This is a genomic window from Aurantimonas coralicida DSM 14790 (genome assembly GCF_000421645.1).
GTDB lineage: Bacteria > Pseudomonadota > Alphaproteobacteria > Rhizobiales > Rhizobiaceae > Aurantimonas > Aurantimonas coralicida.
On record NZ_ATXK01000001.1, the window covers coordinates 15,717 to 36,152 of the forward strand.

Annotated in this window: 18 protein-coding genes and 1 other RNA gene; 6 read left to right on the top strand and 13 right to left on the bottom strand. The window is 68.4% G+C overall.

Annotated features, from left to right (window positions below):
• Positions 1–15: 15 nt before the first annotated feature.
• Positions 16–588 (bottom strand): acetolactate synthase small subunit, encoded by a 573-nt coding sequence (ilvN, locus tag H536_RS0100100; protein WP_009209104.1) that lies wholly within the window; start codon positions 586–588, stop codon positions 16–18.
• Positions 589–778: 190 nt separating this feature from the next.
• Between ilvN and H536_RS0100105 the strand changes: the two genes are divergently transcribed.
• On the top strand, positions 779–2,770 hold the full coding sequence (locus tag H536_RS0100105) for a midas domain-containing protein (RefSeq protein WP_035694385.1): 1,992 nt from the start codon (positions 779–781) through the stop codon (positions 2,768–2,770).
• Between the two features lie 67 nt (positions 2,771–2,837).
• Here the strand turns inward: H536_RS0100105 and H536_RS0100110 are convergent, their stop codons facing one another.
• The 4 genes from H536_RS0100110 to miaA form a co-directional block, all read right to left on the bottom strand.
• Positions 2,838–4,622, bottom strand: a complete 1,785-nt coding sequence (locus tag H536_RS0100110; protein ID WP_081651759.1) for an acetolactate synthase 3 large subunit — start codon at positions 4,620–4,622, stop codon at positions 2,838–2,840.
• 282 nt (positions 4,623–4,904) lie between these two features.
• Positions 4,905–5,711 carry a DUF1206 domain-containing protein gene (locus H536_RS0100115; protein WP_024348526.1) on the bottom strand — a complete coding sequence of 269 codons (807 nt, stop codon included), beginning with the start codon at positions 5,709–5,711 and terminating at the stop codon, positions 4,905–4,907.
• Positions 5,712–5,750: 39 nt separating this feature from the next.
• A complete protein-coding gene (locus H536_RS0100120) occupies positions 5,751–6,566 on the bottom strand; it encodes a GGDEF domain-containing protein (RefSeq protein WP_024348527.1) in 816 nt (271 codons plus the stop codon).
• Between the two features lie 76 nt (positions 6,567–6,642).
• The gene (gene miaA / locus H536_RS0100125) at positions 6,643–7,569 is read right to left on the bottom strand and encodes a tRNA (adenosine(37)-N6)-dimethylallyltransferase MiaA (protein ID WP_024348528.1); all 927 of its coding nucleotides are present in this window, start codon (positions 7,567–7,569) and stop codon (positions 6,643–6,645) included.
• Here miaA and serB point away from each other — a divergent pair.
• Positions 7,568–8,461 (top strand): phosphoserine phosphatase SerB, encoded by an 894-nt coding sequence (gene serB, locus H536_RS0100130; protein ID WP_024348529.1) that lies wholly within the window; start codon positions 7,568–7,570, stop codon positions 8,459–8,461. The genes miaA and serB overlap by 2 nt on opposite strands.
• 12 nt (positions 8,462–8,473) lie before the next feature.
• Here the strand turns inward: serB and H536_RS0100135 are convergent, their stop codons facing one another.
• The 7 genes from H536_RS0100135 to H536_RS0100165 all read right to left on the bottom strand — a co-directional run bounded on the left by H536_RS0100135 (position 8,474) and on the right by H536_RS0100165 (position 14,817).
• Positions 8,474–10,153 carry a Do family serine endopeptidase gene (locus tag H536_RS0100135; protein ID WP_244495456.1) on the bottom strand — a complete coding sequence of 560 codons (1,680 nt, stop codon included), beginning with the start codon at positions 10,151–10,153 and terminating at the stop codon, positions 8,474–8,476.
• Between the two features lie 264 nt (positions 10,154–10,417).
• A complete protein-coding gene (locus H536_RS0100140; protein WP_024348531.1) occupies positions 10,418–10,603 on the bottom strand; it encodes a DUF2065 domain-containing protein in 186 nt (61 codons plus the stop codon).
• The gene (gene hflC, locus H536_RS0100145; RefSeq protein WP_024348532.1) at positions 10,600–11,694 is read right to left on the bottom strand and encodes a protease modulator HflC; all 1,095 of its coding nucleotides are present in this window, start codon (positions 11,692–11,694) and stop codon (positions 10,600–10,602) included. Before hflC ends, H536_RS0100140 begins: the two co-directional genes overlap by 4 nt.
• The gene (hflK, locus tag H536_RS0100150; RefSeq protein ID WP_024348533.1) at positions 11,694–12,881 is read right to left on the bottom strand and encodes an FtsH protease activity modulator HflK; all 1,188 of its coding nucleotides are present in this window, start codon (positions 12,879–12,881) and stop codon (positions 11,694–11,696) included. Before hflK ends, hflC begins: the two co-directional genes overlap by 1 nt.
• A gap of 187 nt (positions 12,882–13,068) precedes the next feature.
• Positions 13,069–13,593, bottom strand: a complete 525-nt coding sequence (locus tag H536_RS0100155) for a dihydrofolate reductase (RefSeq protein WP_029702455.1) — start codon at positions 13,591–13,593, stop codon at positions 13,069–13,071.
• A 46-nt stretch (positions 13,594–13,639) separates the two neighbouring features.
• Positions 13,640–14,434: a thymidylate synthase gene (locus H536_RS0100160; protein ID WP_024348535.1), complete on the bottom strand. Its 795-nt coding sequence runs from the start codon at positions 14,432–14,434 to the stop codon at positions 13,640–13,642.
• A gap of 80 nt (positions 14,435–14,514) precedes the next feature.
• A complete protein-coding gene (locus tag H536_RS0100165; protein WP_024348536.1) occupies positions 14,515–14,817 on the bottom strand; it encodes a DUF2853 family protein in 303 nt (100 codons plus the stop codon).
• A 76-nt stretch (positions 14,818–14,893) separates the two neighbouring features.
• On the opposite strand from H536_RS0100165, the gene ssrA reads away from it, so the two are divergent.
• The 4 genes from ssrA to H536_RS0100180 all read left to right on the top strand — a co-directional run bounded on the left by ssrA (position 14,894) and on the right by H536_RS0100180 (position 16,368).
• Positions 14,894–15,264, top strand: a transfer-messenger RNA (tmRNA) gene (ssrA, locus tag H536_RS23520).
• A 63-nt stretch (positions 15,265–15,327) separates the two neighbouring features.
• Complete coding sequence (locus H536_RS0100170; protein WP_024348537.1) at positions 15,328–15,897, top strand: SspB family protein; 570 nt, start codon at positions 15,328–15,330, stop codon at positions 15,895–15,897.
• 28 nt (positions 15,898–15,925) lie between these two features.
• Positions 15,926–16,150: a DUF4169 family protein gene (locus H536_RS0100175; RefSeq protein WP_024348538.1), complete on the top strand. Its 225-nt coding sequence runs from the start codon at positions 15,926–15,928 to the stop codon at positions 16,148–16,150.
• Entirely contained in the window at positions 16,147–16,368 is a 222-nt protein-coding gene (locus H536_RS0100180) for a ribbon-helix-helix domain-containing protein (RefSeq protein WP_024348539.1), read from the top strand. Before H536_RS0100175 ends, H536_RS0100180 begins: the two co-directional genes overlap by 4 nt.
• A gap of 88 nt (positions 16,369–16,456) precedes the next feature.
• Here H536_RS0100180 and H536_RS22215 read toward each other — a convergent pair whose 3' ends face one another.
• Entirely contained in the window at positions 16,457–20,428 is a 3,972-nt protein-coding gene (locus H536_RS22215; RefSeq protein ID WP_024348540.1) for an AsmA family protein, read from the bottom strand.
• Positions 20,429–20,436: the final 8 nt, after the last annotated feature.

The window sequence follows — 20,436 nt, forward strand, 5'->3', positions numbered from 1 at the left end:
ACCTGCGCGAAGAACCTACATGCCGTCCTTGCCGCGCGACAGGGCGGCGACGCCCGTGCGGCAGACCTCGACAAGGCCCAGCGGCTGCATGATGGCCACGAACTTGTCGAGCTTCGACGGCCGGCCAGTCAGTTCGAAGACGAAATGCTCGATCGAGGAATCGATCACCTTGGCGCGGAAGACGTCGGCAAGGCGCAGGGCCTCGACGCGCTTGTCGCCCTGCCCCGCCACCTTCAGGATCGCCAGCTCGCGCTCGATCGGATCGTTGTCGCCATTGGCGCCGCCGATGCGGGTCAGGTCGACGACCCGGTGCACCGGCACGATGCGGTCGAGCTGGCTCTTCAGCTGCTCGATCACATGGGGCGCGCCGCGGGTGACCACCGTGATCCGCGACAGGTGCTTCTCGTGCTCGGTTTCCGAAACGGTCAGGCTCTCGATATTGTAGCCGCGCCCCGAGAACAGGCCGATGACCCGGGCCAGAACGCCCGGCTCGTTGTCCACCAGGACGGCGAGCGTGCGGGTCTCGTTCGCCTCCTTCTCCGGCGTGATGAAATAGGCCGATGCGGGCGGCTGGACGGGTTGGTTCATGTCGGAAACTCAGCAGGTTCTTGGCGTTGCGGCACCATAGAGCCGCGACGCCGAAAGGCCAAGGCGGCTTTCGCGGCAGCGCGCGGACGGTCCGCTTGTGCGACGCAGGATGGACGTGCGTCATCGGAAGCGCATCTTCACCTGCCATGAAGGCGCCGGACGCGGTGGCAACCAAGAGGGAGAGACGGACATGAAGACGATCATGCTTCTGGGCACCACGGCTGCGCTGGCGCTGCCGGCATTCGGTGCGGCGACCGCGCAGGAGCCGGACCGGGCCCAGTGCGTGCCTGCGCTCACCGATGGCGGCTTCGCCCTGACAATTCGGGTCGAGGGCGAGGACGGCCTCTTCCGCCTGACCTGCCGCGACGGTTCGCTCGTCGCCGTTCCCGCCGATGCGATGGTCGGACAGGCCCTTGCGCCGACAGCGGACGCGGCATCCGAGACAGCGGCCAGGGAGATCGACGCCAGCGGCGAAGCGGCGCAATCCGAACTCGGCGCAAGCGAGGAACTGGCCGAACCGCCCACCGAACTGTCCGCAGCGCCCGATGGCGACGTGGGCGACAAGATGGCGAGCGACGGAACGGCGGTGCCGAAAGCTCCCGACGTGGAGACGGCCACGAAGGACGCAGGGACAATCATCGAGGACAGCGTTGCGGCCGCGCAAGGTTCGTCCGGCGAAACGCCGGCCGCCCCGGAGGCGGACAGCCAGGCGTCCGGGACGGAAGCCGACGATGAGGATACCCGCGCTCCCGGCACCGCATCGGCTGCGATCAACGAGCTGATCGGCGACACCGGCAACGCCGGTGCCCTGGGTGAAACCTCGGCCGATCCGGCGCAGCCGGACGACCAGGCCGACAGCGCCGATGCTCCGGAGGCGGATGCGGCCGAACAGACGGATTCGCACGACAGCGCCGATGCGGACCCGCAGGATGATGCGATGGCCGACGTCCTCGAAGAGGACAGCACGGCCGACGCCAAGGCCGATACCGTTGATGCCATGTCCGAGGACGAGGCGGAGGCCGAAATCGGCGACGATGGCGATATGGCCGACACCGCGTTGGATGGGATCGATGACGATGTCGAAGACGCGGCAGAGGTCGACGCCGACGACGCGGCGATGTCCAGCGACATGGCTTCAGACAGCGCCGAGTATGATGCTGAGGATGTGGCCGACATCATCGCCGACAGTGCCGACGGTGCCGCGGCCGAACTGGAGGCGGATGCCGCCGATCTCTCGGAGGCCGAGTCGGCCGAAGAGATGGATTCGCAGGACAGCGTCGCTGACACAGTCGATGCGGACCCGCAGGATGATGCGATGGCCGACGCCATGTCCCAAGACGATTCGGAGGCCGAGGCAGGCGACGCGGCGATGTCCGGCGACATGGCGGCCGACAGCCTCGCGGATGACGCCGAGGAAGAGGATGCGGTCGACATCATTGCCGACAGCGCCGACGACGCCGCGAGCGAACTGGACATCGACGCCCTCGACTCGCCGCCGGAAGAGCTGACCGACACCGCCCGCAACGCCGCCGGCGTGGCGGGCACGATGCCGCAATCCTCGGTCACCGAGGCGCCGCAGGATGCCGAACCGACCGGACCGGCCACCATGGCCGCGGAGGACGGCATGGCGGAGATGGACAAGCCGGCGGTCGCGCCCGAGGACGCGGCACCTGACGGCGAGGTCGCGAGCCCCGGCGAGGCGAAGCAGGCCGATCGGCTCGCCGCCACCGAAGACCCGGCAATGGACGAGGCGGACGATGCTGCGGCGCCGCAGACATCCGAACCCGACATGATCGCGGTGCCGCTGGCGGTCATCGGCAGCGCCGAACTGGCCCTGCCCGGCGCGCAGTTCCGCTCCGTGGCGATCCGCGACGACGGCGACCAGCAGGTCTACGCCCTGCGGGGCGAGATGCGCAGCGGCCGCGACGTGGCGGTGACCGTCGCCGAGGACGGCGCCGTCGTGAAGATCGACCGCGAAATCCTGCAGGAGGACGTGCCGGAGCGGATCCTGCGGATCGCCGAGGCGCTGATGCCGGACGCAGAGATCCTGCGCGTGACCCTGTCGAACCGCGACAACTACAAGAGCTTCTTTGTCTTCAGCGGGCTCGACGCGCGCGGCGACGGCTTCGAGCTGGAAATCCGCTCGGACGGCCGCAGCGTCGCCTTCGACCGCCCGTCATAAGCCTGAAACGACGAAGGGCGGCGTTGCCGCCGCCCTTCGCCAATCTGCACTGAGACTGCCAGCCCGGTCAGACCAGGGCACGGCCCTTGGCGTCGATGGCGCTGCCGACCGCCTCGTCGCTCGCCTCGTCCGGCAGCAGGATCTCGTTATGGGCCTTGCCCGACGGGATCATCGGGAAGCAATTGGCGAGGTTCGCCACCCGGCAGTCGAACAGGACCGGCTTGTCGACGGCGAGCATCTCCTCGATGGCGGCGTCGAGATCGCCCGGCTTCTGGCAGCGGATGCCATGGCCGCCATAGGCTTCGGCCAGCTTGACGAAGTCCGGCAGCGCCTCGGTGTAGGAGTTCGACAGCCGGTTGCCGTGCAGGAGCTGCTGCCACTGCCGGACCATGCCCATATACTGGTTGTTCAGGATGAAGATCTTGACGTTGGCGCCGTGCTGCACCGCCGTCGACATCTCCTGCATGTTCATCAGCACCGACGCATCGCCGGCGATGCAGACCGACAGCGCGTCCGGATGGGCGATCTGCGCGCCGATCGCCGCCGGCAGGCCATAGCCCATCGTGCCGAGACCGCCCGAGGTCAGCCACCGGTTCGGCGCCTCGAAGCCGTAGAACTGCGCCGCCCACATCTGGTGCTGGCCGACCTCGGTGGAGACGTAGGTCTCGCGATCCTTGGTGTGCGCATAGAGCCGCTGGATGGCGTATTGCGGCATGATGACGTCGTCATTCGGCCGGTACGCCAGGCTGTCGCGGGCCCGCCACGTGCCGATCTCGTCCCACCAACCGGCGAGCGAGGCCGGGTCGATCGCCGTGCCGCGCTCCTTCCAGATGCCGACCATGTCGCGCAGGACATGGGTGACATCGCCGATGATCGGCAGGTCGACGCGCACGTTCTTGTTGATCGACGAGGGGTCGATGTCGATGTGGATCTTCTTGGAGTGCGGCGAGAAGGCGTCGAGCCGACCGGTGATCCGGTCGTCGAAGCGCGCGCCGACGCACAGCATGACGTCGCAGCCATGCATGGCCAGATTGGCCTCGTAGGTGCCGTGCATGCCCAGCATGCCCAGCCAGCTCTCGCCGGAGGCCGGATAGGCGCCAAGCCCCATCAGCGTCGAGGTGATCGGCGCACCGGTCAGCGCGACCAGCTCGCGCAGGAGCTGCGCGGCCTCGGGGCCGGAATTGATGACGCCGCCGCCCGAATAGATGATCGGCCGTTTGGCGCCCGCCAGCATCGCCACCGCCGCCTCGATGCGGTCGCGGTCGCCGACCAGCTTCGGCCGGTAGCTCTCGTGCTGGGTCTGCGGCGCCGGCGGCGTGTAGAGGCCGGTGGCGAACTGCACGTCCTTGGGAATGTCGACGACGACCGGCCCCGGGCGACCGGTGGTCGCCACGTGGAAGGCCTCGTGCAGGACGCGTGCCAGATCGTTGACGTCCTTCACCAGCCAGTTGTGCTTGGTGCAGGGCCGCGTGATGCCGACCGTATCGCATTCCTGGAAGGCGTCGGAGCCGATCAGCGTCGTCGGCACCTGGCCGGTGATGCAGACCAGCGGGATCGAATCCATCAGGGCGTCCTGCAGCGCGGTCACCGCATTGGTCGCGCCGGGGCCCGAGGTCACCAGCATGACGCCCGGCTTGCCGGTTGCGCGGGCATAGCCCTCCGCGGCGTGGCCGGCCCCCTGCTCGTGCCGCACCAGGACATGGCGGACCGCTTCCTGCTGGAAGATCTCGTCATAGATCGGGAGAACCGCGCCGCCCGGATAGCCGAAGATGTCGGCGACGCCATGATCCTTCAGCGCCTGCACGACCATCGCCGCGCCTGTCATTTCCCGTGTGTCCGATGTCGCGTTCATGGCTCGTCTTCCGTCTCGTGCCTGCCGGGTTGGTCTGGCGCCGCTCCCGGTCCGGATGCTGTGTCGGAACTCGGCGCAATAAAAAAGGGCCGCTGGGGCCCTTTGAGTTGCGCACACGTGGCTCTCGCCGGGCGGTCCCTAGACCGCCTCGCGTGTGCGCCGTCCTACTACGAGAATGTTGATCTTTGTCATGGGGCGGAAGCTAAGCCCGTCCAGCGCGTCCGTCAACGACTTATCTTGCGGCCGTGCCCGGCGGCGGTCCTGCCGCCGGGCCACTCGAGGTCAGCCGACCTTCTCGATGTGGATGCGGCGATAGAGTGCCTCGACGCAGGCATAGGCGCCGAAGGCGATCAGCCCGAGCCCGGTCAGCGACAAGAGCACCCAGCCATAGCTCCAGTCCGACATCGCCTGCAGCGCCGCTTCCAGCCCCGGCGTATCGCCCTCGCCATAGGAGACGGCACCGGTAAACAACAGCCCGGCCAGAACGAAGAAGGTGACGCCCCGGGCGATCAGGCCGAAGCGGCAGATCGGCCGCAGCCAGGCGCGCTTGCCGGCGGGAATGGTCATGTATTTCTCGAAGCCAGCGACGACGCCCTTGTAGATGTGAGCGGCACCGGCGACCGCCATGCCCAGCGACACGATATAGGTGATCCAGACGCCGTAGCCGGCATCGTAGGCCGCCGCGACGACACCGCCACCGCCTCCGTCCGACCGCATGCCGGCAAGGACCGTCGCCGCATAGAACGCGGTACCGCCATAGGCGAAGGCGCTGATCAGCAGGCCGAAACGCGCGAACACGCCCCTGGCGTCGAGACCGTGCTCGTCGACGTCAAAGAACATCTGAATCAGCCGCCAGATGGTGAAACAGGTCAGCGCCGCGATGAGCGCGACGAGGGCGACCGTCCCGAAGGCGGAGCCGGCGACCGTGTCGACCGCGTCCTTGGTCCCCATGGCCCGGCCGGTGGCGTAGGCGGCGCGAAACGCGAAGTAGCCGACGATGAGATACACCAGCCCGCGAGCGGCGTAGCCGGCCCGCGCTGCCTTGCGGAGCCAGTCGTGATGCTGGTGGGGAATATCCAGGGTGGTCAATGTCGCTCCTCGCCTTGTGAAGAGCCTATACGCGGCGGCTCAGGCGTTGGTTCCGAGGAGCACCCCGGCGGCCGACCCGGCACTGACCCGGTTCCGTCCCGCCTGCTTGGCCTTGTAGAGATTGACGTCGGCCCGCTTGAAGATCGCCGCGCAGCCGTCGCCCGGCTCCGAAGAGGCCAGTCCCACCGATACCGTGGTGCGCAGCCTGACGTCTCCGACCCGGATGGTGAGCCCCGAAATCGCCTGCCGTATCCGCTCGGCGAAGGAGACAAGGCCGGGCGCCGACATGTTCGTCACGATGATCGCGAACTCCTCGCCGCCGAGGCGGGCGACCACGTCGCGGTGGCGCGCGAAATCCGTCAGGCAGCCGGCGACCGCCTTCAGCACCTCGTCCCCCACATCGTGGCCGTAGGTGTCGTTGACCGCCTTGAACTTGTCGAGGTCGAACAGCAGCAGCCCAACCGGGCGACCGACGCGGTCGAAGGCGACGACATATTCCTCGAACATCCGGTCGAAACAGCGCCGGTTGCGCAGGCCGGTGAGCGGATCGGTTAGCGCCGCCTGCTCCAGATGCTGGGAGCGCTGCTCGAGCGTGCCGGCAAGCGAGCGCAGCTTGCCCTGCTCGCGAAGCTGCGCGCGGATGGTCGGCAGGATCAGGAACAGGCCGGTGCCCAGCGCCACGACGAGGCTGGCGATGGTCGCCGCAAACAGGCTGCTCATGATCGGCGGCTCGCTGTCGCCGACCCGGGCGAGGATTGCCACGGTGACCGCATGTGCTTTGACGGTACAGGCGACCGCAACGACGATCGCAGCCAGATAAAGCCCGACCGAAAGCTCTGCCTTGGTGACCTTCATCGACCGCCCGACTTCCCGATTCTTCCCCATGGGAACTGATACGACGAGAAGCTGTCCGATCGCTTAATGCGATTGCTCAAATCGTCTCGATCGCGGCGATGTCGGGGGACGCAAGCCGCTGCCAGCTCGCATCGAACTGGTTCCGGAACCAGGTCTCCTGGCGCTTGGCATATTGGCGGGTGCGGGTTGCGGCACGGGCGACCGCGGCATCTTGCGCCATCGTTCCGTCGAGCACCGCCGACAGTTCGGCGACGCCGATGGCCTTGGCCGCCGATCCCTCCATCGCGCCGGGGATGGTACGGAACGCCGCGACCTCCTCCAGCGCGCCTGCCGCCATCATCTGCGCGAAGCGCTCCGCGATGGTCTGGCGCAGCACGCTGCGCTCCGGTGCCGTCACGAGCTTCACGCAGGCGGACGGGTCCAGAAGGCCGGGCCGCCGGCCGGTCTGGAGGGCCGACAGCGGCTGCCCAGCCGCTTCGCCCACCTCGAGCGCCCGCACGATCCGCTGCCCGTCGGCCGGGTCGATCCGTTGCGCGGCAATGGGATCGGAGTGGGTCAGCAGGCCGTGAAGGGCCGGAGCGCCTTCCTCCGCCAGCCGGTTGCGCCAGCGTTCGCGGATCTCCGGCGGCACTTCGGGCAGATCGTCGAGAAGACCGAGCAGCGCCTTGAAGTAGAGGCCGGTGCCGCCGCACAGGATCGGCAGCCTGCCGGCCGCGCGGATCTCCTCCAGCACCGGCGCGACGTCGCGAATCCAGGCGCCGACGGAATAGATCCGGTCGGGCGCGACATGCCCGTAGAGCCGGTGCGGCACGCGGGCGAGCGCATCGGCGTCCGGGCGCGCGGTCAGGATGCTGAGGCCATCATAGACCTGCATGGAATCGGCGTTGACCACGACGCCGTCGTGGCGCTCGGCCAGTTCCACCGCGAGGCCCGACTTGCCGCTGGCGGTCGGCCCGGCTATCAGGATCGCCTGTTTTCCCGCCATTTCGGACTGTCGCTTCATGCTCGTCGCCACGCTCATTGCCGCACCGAAGGGTGCCGGTCTGCCCGCTTCCGGCCTCGCCGCGATCGCCGAAGCGATCGGCACGACGCCGGACCGGGCCGCGTGGCTGGCCCCCGGTTATGCCGCCGATCTTCGCTTCGATACGCCGGTGGCCCCGACCTGGCGGCAGGATCTCGCCGCGATCGCGGCCGATGGCGGGTTCGACTGCGTGGTGCAGCAGCACGACCAGCGGCGCAAGCGGATTTTGATCGCCGACATGGATTCCACCATGATCGATCAGGAGTGCATCGACGAACTCGCCGACGCCATCGGCATCAAGGACCGAGTCGCCGGCATCACCGCCCGCGCGATGAATGGCGAGATCGCCTTTGAGCCGGCCCTGAAGGAACGCGTCGCGCTGCTGGAGAAGCTGCCGACCGCCGCGGTTGCCGAGGTCATCGCCGAGCGCATCACGCTGGCCTCCGGCGGTGCTGAACTCGTCGCCACCATGCGCGCCAACGGCGCCTTCACCGCCCTCGTCTCGGGCGGCTTCACCGTCTTCACCGGACCGATCGCGGAGAAGCTGGGCTTCCACGAGAACCGCGCCAACACCCTGCTGCATGAGGGCGACGCCTTCACCGGGCGCGTTGCGGAACCGATCCTCGGCTCCGCCGCCAAGGTCGCCGCGCTGGAGGATTTCGCAGCTCAGCTCGGTGTCGGCGTCGCCGATGCGATTGCCGTGGGTGACGGCGCCAACGATTTGCCGATGATCGAGCGGGCCGGCACCGGCGTCGCGTTGCACGCCAAGCCGACCGTCGCCGCCCGTGCGCCTCACCGGGTCGACCATGGCGATCTGACCGCGCTGCTGTTCATCCAGGGCTACCGGGCCGACGAGATCGTGCGGCCCGGCTGATCGCCCTTCGGACTATTCGATCGGCACGACGACGAAGCGCAGATCGCCATTGCTGGCGGCCAGCAGCAGCAGCGCGTTGCGGCGGCCCTCGTCCTTGAGCTTGGCGATCTTGTCGGCCACCTCGCGCGCGGTCGCGACCTCTTCCTGGGCCACTTCGCGGATCAGCGTTCCGGCCTCGATGCCCTTCTCGGCGGCATTCGAGTTGGGTGCGACGGCGGTGACGACCACGCCCTTGGCGTCCTCGCCCAACGCATATTGCTCGCGCAGCGTCGGATCGATCTCGGTGAGCGTCATGCCCAGCGTTTCTACCGGTCCGGCATCCGTATCGCCGGTCTCGGCCGCGTCCGGGTCGCTCGTCGGCGCTGCGTCCTCGGATTCGGCCATCAGCTTCTCGCCATCCTCCAGCCGGCCCAGTGTCACCTCGACACTGGTCCGCTCGGCGGGCTTGTCGGTGGCGGTCTTGCGCAGAACCTCGACCGCGACGGCCTTGCCGACCGGCGTTTCCGCGACGATGCGCGGCAGGTCGCGCGAACTCTCCACCGCCGTGCCGTCGAAGGAGACGATGACGTCGCCGACCTTCAGGAGGCCGTTGTCGGACGGGCCACCCTCGACGATGCCCATGACCACGGCGCCCCGCGCTTCGCCGATCCCGAGGCCTTCGGCGATGTCGTCGGTCACCGCCTGCAGGCGAATGCCCAGCCAGCCACGCCGCGTCTCGCCGAATTCGCGCAGCTGGTCGATGACGTTGACGGCCAGGTTTGCCGGCACCGAAAAGCCGATGCCGATCGAGCCGCCGGTCGGCGAGATGATCGCCGTGTTGATGCCGACGACGTCGCCATTCAGGTCGAACAGCGGGCCGCCGGAATTGCCGCGATTGATCGCTGCGTCGGTCTGGATGAAATTGTCGTAGGGGCCGGCATTGATGTTGCGGCCGCGGGCCGAGACGATGCCGATCGACACCGAGCCGCCCAGGCCGAACGGGTTGCCGATGGCCATCACCCAGTCGCCGATCCGCAAAGCTTCCGAATCGCCGAATTTCACCGACACCAGCGGCTCTGCCGGCTCCACCTTCAGCACCGCCAGGTCGGTCTTCGGATCGGTGCCGATCAGTTCGGCGTCGAGCTGGGTGCCGTCGGCGAAATTGACGGTGATCGTGTCGGCGTCGGCGATGACGTGATTGTTGGTGACGACGACGCCCGAGGGGTCGACGACGAAGCCCGAGCCCAGCGACTGCACCCGTCGGTTGCCCAGACCGTCCCGGTCCTGCAGGAGGTCGTCGAAGAAATCCTGCAGCGGCGAGCCTTCCGGCGCCTCGAGCGGGGGAACGCCCCGGCCGGCAACATCGACCGACTGGGAGGTCGAGATGTTGACGACGGCGTCGAGCAGCCCCTCGGCGAGATCGGCGACAGAGGCCGGCCCCCGCGCCGCGCCGGCGCCTGGCGCCGTGGTGGCGGGAGCCGGACGGGCTTCCTGCGTCGGGCCATTGTCCACCGGCGGGACCGGCAGCGCCGGAACGGCCGTGTCCGGTGCATCGGCTTGGGTCTCGCCGGTCTCCGGCGCCTCTGTCTGCGCCTGAGCCTCCGTTTGCGCGTGCGCGGCCAGCGGATGCAGGAGTGCCATCGCGGCGACGGCCATTGCCGCCGACGCCTGGCCGGCGGAGCGGCGCATCGTTCCGGTCGTCCGAAGTCTCATGTCAAATCCTCTCGCATCGGCGCGGGACGCGGCTGCCGCGCGACGGCATGGTCCCGTGCGGCACGGCGCACCGCTGATCAAACGCGGCGCCCGTACTCGGGTGAGCGAGACGGGACCGGAAAACCGCGTCCGAATCAAGAAGGTTTCTTGTCGCCGACGCAATGGTGATGAGGAGGGAGCCGGGAGGAGGCCGCCAATCGCGACGCTGCCGGAGGGATGGCAACTCTAGTGTGCGCGGCGGGACACCCGTCCTGCGGGCCGGGCCTAGTGGCGCACCAGCCAGACGATGCCGACACCGGCAATGGCGGCGGCCAGGCCGCCGATCCGCAGCGAGCGGTCCGGCAGCATGGCCGCCGTACGGGCCATGCGCCGGACCCCGTCGGGAAACAGGCAGTAGACGACGCCCTCGATCACCAGAACGAGACCGAGGGCGGCGACGAAATCGCTCACTGGGCGATGGAACCGGTCTGCTCGGCGTTGCCGGACAGATCGCCGGCTGTCGCTGCCGGATTGGTGGCGGTATCGGCGCCAGCATCCGCGGCCGGGGTCGCTTCAGCCGGCGACGCGGTCCCGGCACTGGCGGCCTCTGCCTCCGGAGCCGGGGTGGCCTGCGACGTCGGCGTGCCCGGCGTCATGCCGTCCAGCGGCAGCGCGGTGATCTCGTCACCGCCGTCACCACTGAAATAACGGAAGAATTCCGTATCAGGCGACAGCACCATCGTCGTGCCCGAGTTTTCCAGCGACTCCCGGTAGGCCTGCATCGACCGGTAGAAGTCGAAGAACTCCGGATTGCCGCCATAGGCCTCGGCGAAGATACCGCTTCGTGCGGCCTCGCCCTCGCCTCGCAGGATCTCCGACTCGCGACGCGCCTCGGCCACCGTCTCGACCACGCCGCGATCGGCGGCGGCGCGGATCTCGCGGGCAGCGACCTGACCGCGGGCCCGCAGGCGCTCGGCCTCGGCCAGGCGCTCGGCCTGCATGCGCTCGTAGGTCTGCTGCGAGACCTCCTGCGTCAGGTCCGTGCGCCGGATCCGCACGTCGGTCAACTCGATGCCGAGCGAGGCCGCATCCGGGCGCAACTGGTCACGCACCTGCCGCATCATGTCGGCGCGCTCGGCCGACAGTGCCGCCTCGAAACCGCGCAGACCGTAGACCCGGCGCAGCGCAGCATCGAGACGGGTGCGCAGCCGCTGCTCGGCCGCCGGGATCGAACCCGAGACCGCCTGCAGGAAGCGGGCTGCGTCCGAGATGTTGTACACGAGGAAGGCATCGACCTCGTAGAACTTGCCGCCCGAGACCTGGACGCGGATGTCGTCCAGATCGAAGCGCAGCAGCCGGTCCGGCAGCTTGCGGACCTGATCGGCGCCGACGAAGGACGCCGGCCACTTGAAGTAGAGGCCCGGCTCGTCGACGACGCGCTGGATCTCGCCGAAGCGCAGGACGATCGCCTGCTCCTTCTCGTTGACGATGAAGATCGAGTTCCACACCACAAGGGCGACGATGGCGACCGCAATGGCGATCCCGTAGAAGCGGTTGCTCATCAGTTCGCTCCCTGCTGGACCGTTGCGTTACCGGTGGTCGTATTGCGCTGGGCCTGCGGCTGGGCGCCGGCCGTTCCGGGACGCTGCAGCTCGTTGAGCGGCAGATAGGGAACGACCCCCTGCCCGCCTGCGGCACCCGGCTCGATGATCATCTTGGTCGATCCCTTCAGGACGCCCTCCATGGTCTCGAGGAAGAGACGCTTGCGGGTGATCTCCGGCGCCTTCTCGAACTCGGCGAGGATCGAGCTGAAGCGCTGTGCCTCACCCTCGGCTTCCTGGACGACACGGTTCTTGTAACCGGCGGCATCCTCGCGGATCTGCGCCGCCTCGCCTCGGGCCTGGCCGAGCTGCTGGTTGCGATAGCGGTTCGCCTCCTCGATGAAGCGATCCTCGTCCTGCTCGGCGCGCTGCACCTCGTCGAAGGCGTCGGCGACCTGGCTCGGCGGGGCCGCGTCCTCGATCGAGATGCCGTTGACGCGCAGGCCGGCCTGATACTCGTTCATCGTGTCCTGGGTGATCTGGCGGACCTCCTCGGCGATGCCGGCGCGGTCGTCGCGGAAGACGTCCTGCACCGGACGGCGGCCGACGACTTCGCGCATGGCGCTTTCGGACACCTGCTGCAGCATCGCGATCGGATCGTCGACCTGGAACAGATAGTTCTGCGGATCGTCGACCTGGTAGAGGACGGCGAACTGGACATCGACGATGTTCTGGTCGCCGGACAGCATCAGGCCGGAATTGTCACCGCTCTGGCTGCTGCCGAGGGTGATCTGGTTCTCGACGACCGGCACGGTCTCGACGGTCTCGAACGGCCAGAAGGCGACGTGCAGACCCGGGTCTGACAGTTCCTGGCGCGGCTTGCCGAACAAGAGCTCGACGCCGATCTCGTCCGGCTGGACGGTATAGACGGCCTTGAACAGCCACAGCACCGCGAGACCCGCGACGAACAGGATGCCCCAACCGGCGATCCCGGCCGGAGAGCCCGGACCGCTGCCACCGCCACCACCACCAGGGATGGCGCGCCGCAGCCGGTCCTGGCCGCGCCGCAGGATGTCTTCCAGATCCGGCGAACCGCCGTTCCCACCGGGGCGCGGAGACTGCGGACGCTGGCCCCAGGGGCCGCCGTTGCCGCCGCCGCTGCCGCCGCCTTTCCAGCCGCCATTGCCAGTCTGATTGCTCCAGGGCATCGCTGTCCTTCCAAATTTCAGGGATTTCTGCGGGCGTCGAGCCTCCCGCTTTTCACGCGCAGATCCGTACGACCCTTATAAGAACTGCCAAATCGGCTTTCAACGCGAGTGTGACCAATTTGCCCAGGGGTGTTCGCAAATGGTGAACAATGCGGCAGTTCTGTCCCGCCCAAGGTGGCTCCGGCCGCTATCGGTCGCGCCGGACATAGACGATGAAGCGGCTGTCGGCGCTGTCCTTCGGCCCCCGCTCGCAGGGCTCGTCCGATTCGACCGCCCAGATCGCCGGATCGATCGGCGGAAACACCGTGTCGCCGCTCACATCCACCGCGATCCGGGTCACGTACAGCCTGTCGAGCCGGTCGAGAAACAGACGGTAGATCTCGGCGCCCCCGGCGACGACGATCTCGTCCGCCCCGCGGGCGGCGGCCGCGTCGCGGGCGCGGTCCAGCGCCGCAGCCGGCGTGCCGGCCAGAATTGCGCCCTCATAAGGCACTTGCTCCGCCCGGCTGAGGACGATGCTGTCGCGCCCGTCGAGCACCCGGCCGATCGAATCGAGCGTCTTGCGCCCCATGATCATCGGCTTGCCCATGGTCAGGCGACGGTAGCGCTTGAGGTCGCTCGGCATGCGCCATGGCATTGCGCCGGCATCGCCGATGACGCCGTTCTCGGCCATGGCCACCACCGCGACGAGCGCCGGATTATTCACCGCCATGCCGTCGCCCTCGCCTCTTCGCGCCGTGCCGCGCCCTCGCCGCGCATCAGACTGCCACCTTGGCCTTGATATGCGGGTGCGCCTCGTAGCCTTCCAGCGCGATGTCGTCGAAGCCGAAGGCGAAGAGATCGTCGATCGCCGGATTCAGCGTCAGCGTCGGCAGCGGCAGCGGCGTGCGGGTGAGCTGCAGCTGCGCCTGTTCAACGTGGTTGCTGTATAGATGCGCGTCGCCGAGCGTATGGACGAAGTCGCCCGGCTTCAGGCCGGTCGCCTGCGCGACCATCGCCGTCAAGAGCGCATAGGAGGCGATGTTGAACGGCACGCCCAGGAAGATGTCGGCCGAGCGTTGATAGAGCTGGCACGACAGGCGTCCGTCGGCGACGTAGAACTGGAACAGGCAATGGCAGGGCGGCAGCGCCATCTCGTCGACCAGCGCCGGGTTCCAGGCCGACACCACCAGCCGGCGCGATTGCGGCGTGCGGCGGATCGCCTCCACCACCTTGGCGATCTGGTCGATATGGCCGCCGTCATAGTCGGGCCAGGAGCGCCACTGCGCGCCATAGACCGGACCGAGATCGCCGTTCTCGTCGGCCCATTCGTCCCAGATCCGCACGCCATTGGTCTTCAGATAGGCGATGTTGGTGTCGCCCTTCAGGAACCACAGCAATTCGTGGACGACCGACTTCCAGTGCAGCTTCTTCGTCGTCAGCATCGGGAAGCCGTCGGCGAGGTCGAACCGCATCTGGTGGCCGAAGACCGAGCGGGTGCCGGTCCCCGTGCGGTCGGGCCGATCGGAACCGGTCTCCATGACTCTCGTCAGAAGATCCAGATACTGGCGCATGTCACATACCCTTCCGGGGCCGCAGCCAGCCGGTCGTTCGCTTGTTGGATGAGCCGCGCGGAGCGCCCGCGCCGGCTGGACTAGAGGTCGGCGAGCTTTCCGAGCCGGTCCGCGGCGAGATAATAGACCACCAGGCGGCTCTTCATGCGGTCGCCCTTCATCTGCTCGAGGACGCCGTCGATGGCCTCCCGCGCAGCTTCGGCCGAGACCGAACAGGCCTTCTGCACCCAGGCCGCCGCGCGCTCAACTTCCTTGGGGTCGCCGGCTGATACGGCCGCCGTATCGCGCTTGCTGAGCACGAGCCGAAGGCGCTGCTCGAGCCGCTTGACGCGCTCCTCGTCGGCGTCCGGCTGATATTCCTTGACCTTGGCGAGATAGTCCATGCGGGGCTCCTCGATGGCATGGCGGAATGCCTGCCCGCAGACTTTGTCCGATTCCCTGCGGTTTCGGAAGCGTCATGGGCTTTTCATGGCGGAATCCCCTGCCTATATTGCGCGTGCCGGCTTCGTGCCGGCTATGGCGATAAACGGCCGATGAAATAAACCTTTCGGACCCGGGGGCGGTACCCGGCGCCTCCACCTGAACCCATCCTCTCGCGGCGATCCCGCGGCGATGGGTTCAGGCGGGGGCGAAATAGGATCGACGAGGGTGTAAAGATCGGACTTTTGCTCGGCATGGTTCCGCCGTTATCGGGCCTATTTGTAGTTGCAAACGACAACTATGCGGAAGCACGTCTCGCAGCGTAAGCTGCGCGATCGCTTCAATTCAAGCCCTGGAGGTTCGCACTTCTAGGCGGGGTCCGGAGGCACCTGGCAACAGAAGCCTCCACTTTTACGAGATGGTCCGGGCGGCGCCCGCCACCATCATCAGGCATGCAGGATCGGGACACCGCAATGGGCCAGGATCATATCCGTTACGATGTTCTCGCACAGGACGCCCTGCGTGGCGTCATTCGCAAGGTGATAGGCGAGGTCGTGAAGACCGGCCTTCCCGGCGACCATCATTTCTTCATCACATTCCTGACGACGGCCCCCGGCGTGCGGATTTCCTCGCGGCTGCGCGAGAAATATCCCGAGCTGATGACCATCGTCATCCAGCACCAGTACTGGGACCTGCAGGTCACCGACACCTCCTTCGAGGTCGGCCTGTCCTTCTCCGACATTCCCGAGCGCCTGCTGATCCCCTTCGCGGCGATCCGCGGCTTCTACGATCCGGCGGTGAATTTCGAGCTGGAATTCGACGTACGCGGCATGGATGCGGCCAACGAGCAGTCCGAGGGCGCCGATGACGGCGACGCGGACGAGATGGGGACGGCCTCCCCGCCGGCACAGATCCTGACGCCGACAAAGCTGCAGGCCAAGGAAAAGGTCGCGGCCGCCCCGGCCTCGGACGACGCATCCGAGCCCGAGGAAAAGAAGGACGCCGAAGTCGTGTCCCTCGACGCGTTCCGCAAGAAACCCTGACATCTGCCGGCGCCGCCGGAACCCGCCCATGGCCGACATCGTCAATCTCCGCACCGCCCGCAAGCGCAAGGCGCGCGCAGCGGATGCGCGGGTGGCCGACGACAATCGGCTGCGCCACGGCACGCCGAAGGCCGTCCGGCAGGCGGCCGAGGCCGAACGGACCGACGCGGCCCGCAAGCTGGATGGGCTGAAACGCGAGCGCCGGGATGACCCGGACGCCGGCATGGACGATCCCTCCGGCGATCCTGCATGATCGTCAAACGCTCGGTCGCCATCAGCGGCCACGCCACCTCGATCAGCGTCGAGGACCGCTTCTGGGACGAGTTGCGGCGCATTGCCGGCCGCCGCGACCTGCCGATCGCCGCGATGATCGCCGAGATCGATGCTGCCCGCGATCCGGCCACCAATCTGTCATCCGCCATCCGTCTCTTCGTGCTGGACGACGCCCTCGCCCATCGCGCAAGCGACTGAGCCACGCGTCGATCGAAGCAACCTCCGGCTACTCGTGATACTGCGCGCCCGACGCCCGTCGCGGGGGCCGCTCTGGCTGCGATGAAACCTAGAATTCCAGGGGATTGGCAACGCCGGGCAGCGACGGGAACCGGCTGCTGTCTCCCGGTGGCGCTTCCGGGATCGGGCGGCTGAAATTGACGCCGGGCGGCAGCGTGGAGTCCGGTTCCGTGGGCTCCTCGGGTGCGGCCTGCGGTACCGCTCGCTGCTGGCGGGCCTGCGCGGCAGCGCGTCCGCGCTGTTCCTCCGCCGCCTGCTGCTGTCGTTGCGCATCCTGGCGGCGCTGTTCCGCGGCCGCCGCCGCGTCGCGCCGACGCGCCTCGGCAGCTTCCGCTTCCGCCGCCGCTGCTTGCGCGGCTTCCGCCTCCTCGGCGGCCTTCGCCGCGGCCTCGGCATCCCGGCGGGCCCTTTCGGCCTCTTCTTCGGCAGCCCGGCGCTCTGCCGCGATGCGGGCGGCTTCCGCCTCGCGCCAGCGATAGAACCGCGTCTCGCGCCGCAGCCGCAGCGTTTCCTGCAGGTTTTCCTGCATCGCCTCGACCCGCGCCTGCTCGCGCTCCAGCGCCCGCACCGAGAGGTAATTGGCCAGCGGCGTGACATTGGCGGTCAGGCGTGGCGCGGCCAGCGAACCGGCCACGTCGTAGCTGACGCTCGGGTCCGCCCCCTCCACCCAGTCGTCGCCGGACGCTGCCTCCAGCCGCAATTCCCCGTCCACGGTCGCCTCGCCGAGATCGACGCTGCCATTCATGGTCAGCGTCGCGCCGTCGTCCCGCGCCGTCACCGGCGAGAACCGCACCCGGCCCGCGGTCACGGCGAAATCCGAGGCTGCTTCGGCGATCGCGAAACCGGCCCCGCCGCTGACCATCGCAAGGGCCGCCTGCGTATCGGTGTCGGGGCTGAACCCCTCCTGATCGGCGACGGCGAGCAGTGGCGACAGGAAGGCCTGGGGAACGCCCGGCATGACCAGATCGCGCGCCTCCACGCGGCCCGCGCCGGTGAGGCCCGAGACAAGGGCGGCATAGGACTGGCCGGTGCCTTCCAGCCGGATCGCGGCATCCATGCGCGGATCGGCCTCGAAGGCCGCAAGCGCCGGCCAGACGCTGTCGAGCGCGAAGCCTTCGGTGGCGACATCGAGGGTGACGCGGCCGAGCCCGTCGGCATTGCGCAGGGCGAGCGTTCCCGCCAGCGTGCCACCCGGCAGGGTCAGGCTCGCATCTAAGAACGCCGCCTCCCCGGCCCCGCCCGACATCGTCGCGGAGAAATCCGTGAAATTGTGGTCGCCGGCAAGGACATTGTCGGCCGTCATCCGCAGCGAGAACGGCAGCGAGGGCATCAGGCTGTCGCGGAAGGCCTCGGTCGGCCACTCGTCGCCGCCGAGCCCCTCGGTCATCGGCCGGCCAAAGACGAGATGGGCGATCCAGGGCAGCGACAGGCGGTCGAGATCGACATGGCCCGTCACCGCCTCGTCGACGGCCTTGTCGAGACTGGCCGCGATGCGGGTGCCGGCGACCTCGCCGGAGAGATCGTTGAGGCTCCAGTGGCCGCCGTCATAGACGAGGGCGCCATTGAGCTGCAGCGGCACCGCGTCCAGCGACTGGCCGAGATCGATCGCCCCGGTCAACAGCCACGGCGCCGCGTCCTCGCTGCGCAGATAGGCCGAGATCTCGGCCCCGGAAATGCCCTCTGGCGTGACCTCCAGCAGACCGTCGAGGCTGACCTCGCTGCCCGGCGCCCGCAGCGTCGCGGTGGTCACGACCGGCCCGGTTTCGGCCGCCGATAAGGAGAGTTCCGCCTCCAGCGGCGCCGGCGCGCCGATGTCGATGGCCGGAATGCCGAGCTGCGACAGGAGCACCGTCGGGGCGTCGTTCTCGAGCCGCAGATCGAGGCCGAACCGGCCGCTTTCCGTGCGCGCATAGAGGCCGTTCTCGATGGACGAGGACAGGTCGATCTTGCTGCCGGCAGCGGTGCCGTCGAGCCGCACGAACAGCGTCGGCTTCTTGCCGGTCTCGCCCTCCAGCGTCTCGACCTCGCCCGACAGGGCCAGCGGCGCCAGATGCGCGGCCTGGCTGTCCAGCGTCTTCAGCAGCGGCACGTCGGGGAAGCGTTTCAGGAGGAAATCGAAGAACCGCTTCGGCGCATCCGACTGCAGCGACACCGCCAGACGGCCCTGCGCCTCGCCGGCAAGGTCCGACAATTCGCCCGAGGCGTTGATCGTCGCGCCCGACAGCCCCTCGACCGCGAAGGTGGCGATGGCCAGCGTATCGCCGTCGAAGCTGACATCGGCATCGATCCGGTCGGCCGATGCGTCGCGCAGATTCACCGGCCCGGCGGTCAGCGCCACGTCGAAACGGTCGGCATTGGCCAGCGAATCGGCATTGCCGGTGAAGAGCTGCGACAACGCCATGAAGGCGTCGAGATCGACAGCCTTGCCGTCGAGATCGGCGGTGATCCGTGTGTGGTCGGCCGCGCGCGCGCGTTCCAGCGAGCCGGTGATCCGGTCGCCGCCGACATCGATCTCCATCTCCGAGAAGGCCTGCCGCTCGGCGCTCAGCTCGGCCTTGGCGGACAGTCCGGCCCGGCCCAGCCGGCGGATGGCCGGGTCGATCTCGCCGGTCAGCCAGTCGGCAAAGCCCGAGGGCTGGTTGGAGGCGAGCAGCAGATCGCCGGTAAAGCCGAAGCTCTCGTCCAGATCGACGAGGCCGGTGGCTTCCAGCCGGGTCCGCCCGGGAAGCTGTGCGATCAGCCGCGACAGCGACCAGCCGGTCTCGGTCGGGCTCGCCGCCAGTGTCGCATCGCGGATCATCGTGTCGCCGGCCATGATGACCGGCAGCGAGATTTCCACCGTGCCCGGGATCGTCGGCCGCGGGATCTCGGCAAGGACCGCGCGCATCGCCTCGACCCGTTCGGCAAGCCCGAGAACCTGCGAGGCGTCGCCATTCTCCTCGGCGGCGATCCGGTCCACGTCGATCTGCTCGCCTTCAAGATTGAGATGGAATTTCGGGATGCCAGCGAAATCGAACCGGCCTTCACCGGTCAGGAGATAGGGACGTGTCGCCTCGCCGGCCTGAACGCGGATGTCGCTGACCTCCGCCGCCGTCGGCGACAGGACGATCGCGCCGACCGCCTTCACCGGCATCACGGCGGGCCGCTCAGGCGCGGCTTCCCCGGCCGCCTCGGGCGCTGCCGGCGCGAACGGATCGCGCGCCGCGAGTTCTTCCGCCGTGGCCGAGGCCGGCGGCAGCGGACGGGTCACCGCGATGGCCCCCGCGAAGCCCGGACGGCCGTCCTTCAGGCTGGCGTTGCCGTCCAGCGTCAGCGAGGTCGCCAGCGTCTCGTTCGCCGTCTCGATGCGCACCGGCAGGTCGCCGCCCTCCTGCAGCGTGCCGATGCCGACCGAAAAGGCGATGACCTCGCCGCCGACCACGATGCTGCCGCGCCCGTCCACCGGACCGGCCAGCGAGCCTGCCGAGAGGGTGGCGTTGAGGTCTTCCAGCCGGTGGGTCCGACCGGTCAGACCGTTCTCGACCGTCACTGTGCCGTTCTCGACCGCGACATTCTCCAGCACCACCGTCGCGCCGCGCGGGATCGCCGGCCGCTCGACGACCCAGTCGATCGTGCCGTCCGCCAGCACCGGCACCCGGATGTCCGGCGTGTCGACGGTCATCGAGTAGATGCGGATCTCGCCGGACAGATACGGCGCCAGCTCGGCGTCCATGCGGAAGCGCGCGATGGTCAGGAGCGCCTCGCCGTCGTCGCCGAGCACCGTCACGTCGCCGAAGGTCACCGACGGGAACGGCAACAGCCGCGCCTCGGCCTCGCCCTCCACCACCACCTTGCGGCCGAGAATCTGCGAGGCCTGACGCTCGAAATCCGTGCGATAGGCGGTCCAGTCGATGAAATACGGTGCGAACAACGCGCCGAGCAGCGCGAGAACGAGAAGTCCGCCGAGGAAGACGAAGGCTCTGACCAGTACGGGCTCCTTTTCCTGCTGTTCGTGAAGATGCCCGGTCGACAGGCCCGACAATGGCCGCC

Coding starts and splice junctions, on each gene's coding strand:
- ilvN (WP_009209104.1), bottom strand. CDS start 588: ATGAACCAACCCGTCCAGCCGCCCGCATCGGCCTATTTCATCACGCCG.
- H536_RS0100105 (WP_035694385.1), top strand. CDS start 779: ATGAAGACGATCATGCTTCTGGGCACCACGGCTGCGCTGGCGCTGCCG.
- H536_RS0100110 (WP_081651759.1), bottom strand. CDS start 4,622: ATGAACGCGACATCGGACACACGGGAAATGACAGGCGCGGCGATGGTC.
- H536_RS0100120 (WP_024348527.1), bottom strand. CDS start 6,566: ATGAAGGTCACCAAGGCAGAGCTTTCGGTCGGGCTTTATCTGGCTGCG.
- serB (WP_024348529.1), top strand. CDS start 7,568: ATGCTCGTCGCCACGCTCATTGCCGCACCGAAGGGTGCCGGTCTGCCC.
- miaA (WP_024348528.1), bottom strand. CDS start 7,569: ATGAAGCGACAGTCCGAAATGGCGGGAAAACAGGCGATCCTGATAGCC.
- H536_RS0100135 (WP_244495456.1), bottom strand. CDS start 10,153: ATGAGACTTCGGACGACCGGAACGATGCGCCGCTCCGCCGGCCAGGCG.
- hflC (WP_024348532.1), bottom strand. CDS start 11,694: ATGAGCAACCGCTTCTACGGGATCGCCATTGCGGTCGCCATCGTCGCC.
- hflK (WP_024348533.1), bottom strand. CDS start 12,881: ATGCCCTGGAGCAATCAGACTGGCAATGGCGGCTGGAAAGGCGGCGGC.
- H536_RS0100155 (WP_029702455.1), bottom strand. CDS start 13,593: ATGGCGGTGAATAATCCGGCGCTCGTCGCGGTGGTGGCCATGGCCGAG.
- H536_RS0100160 (WP_024348535.1), bottom strand. CDS start 14,434: ATGCGCCAGTATCTGGATCTTCTGACGAGAGTCATGGAGACCGGTTCC.
- H536_RS0100165 (WP_024348536.1), bottom strand. CDS start 14,817: ATGGACTATCTCGCCAAGGTCAAGGAATATCAGCCGGACGCCGACGAG.
- H536_RS0100170 (WP_024348537.1), top strand. CDS start 15,328: ATGGGCCAGGATCATATCCGTTACGATGTTCTCGCACAGGACGCCCTG.
- H536_RS0100175 (WP_024348538.1), top strand. CDS start 15,926: ATGGCCGACATCGTCAATCTCCGCACCGCCCGCAAGCGCAAGGCGCGC.
- H536_RS0100180 (WP_024348539.1), top strand. CDS start 16,147: ATGATCGTCAAACGCTCGGTCGCCATCAGCGGCCACGCCACCTCGATC.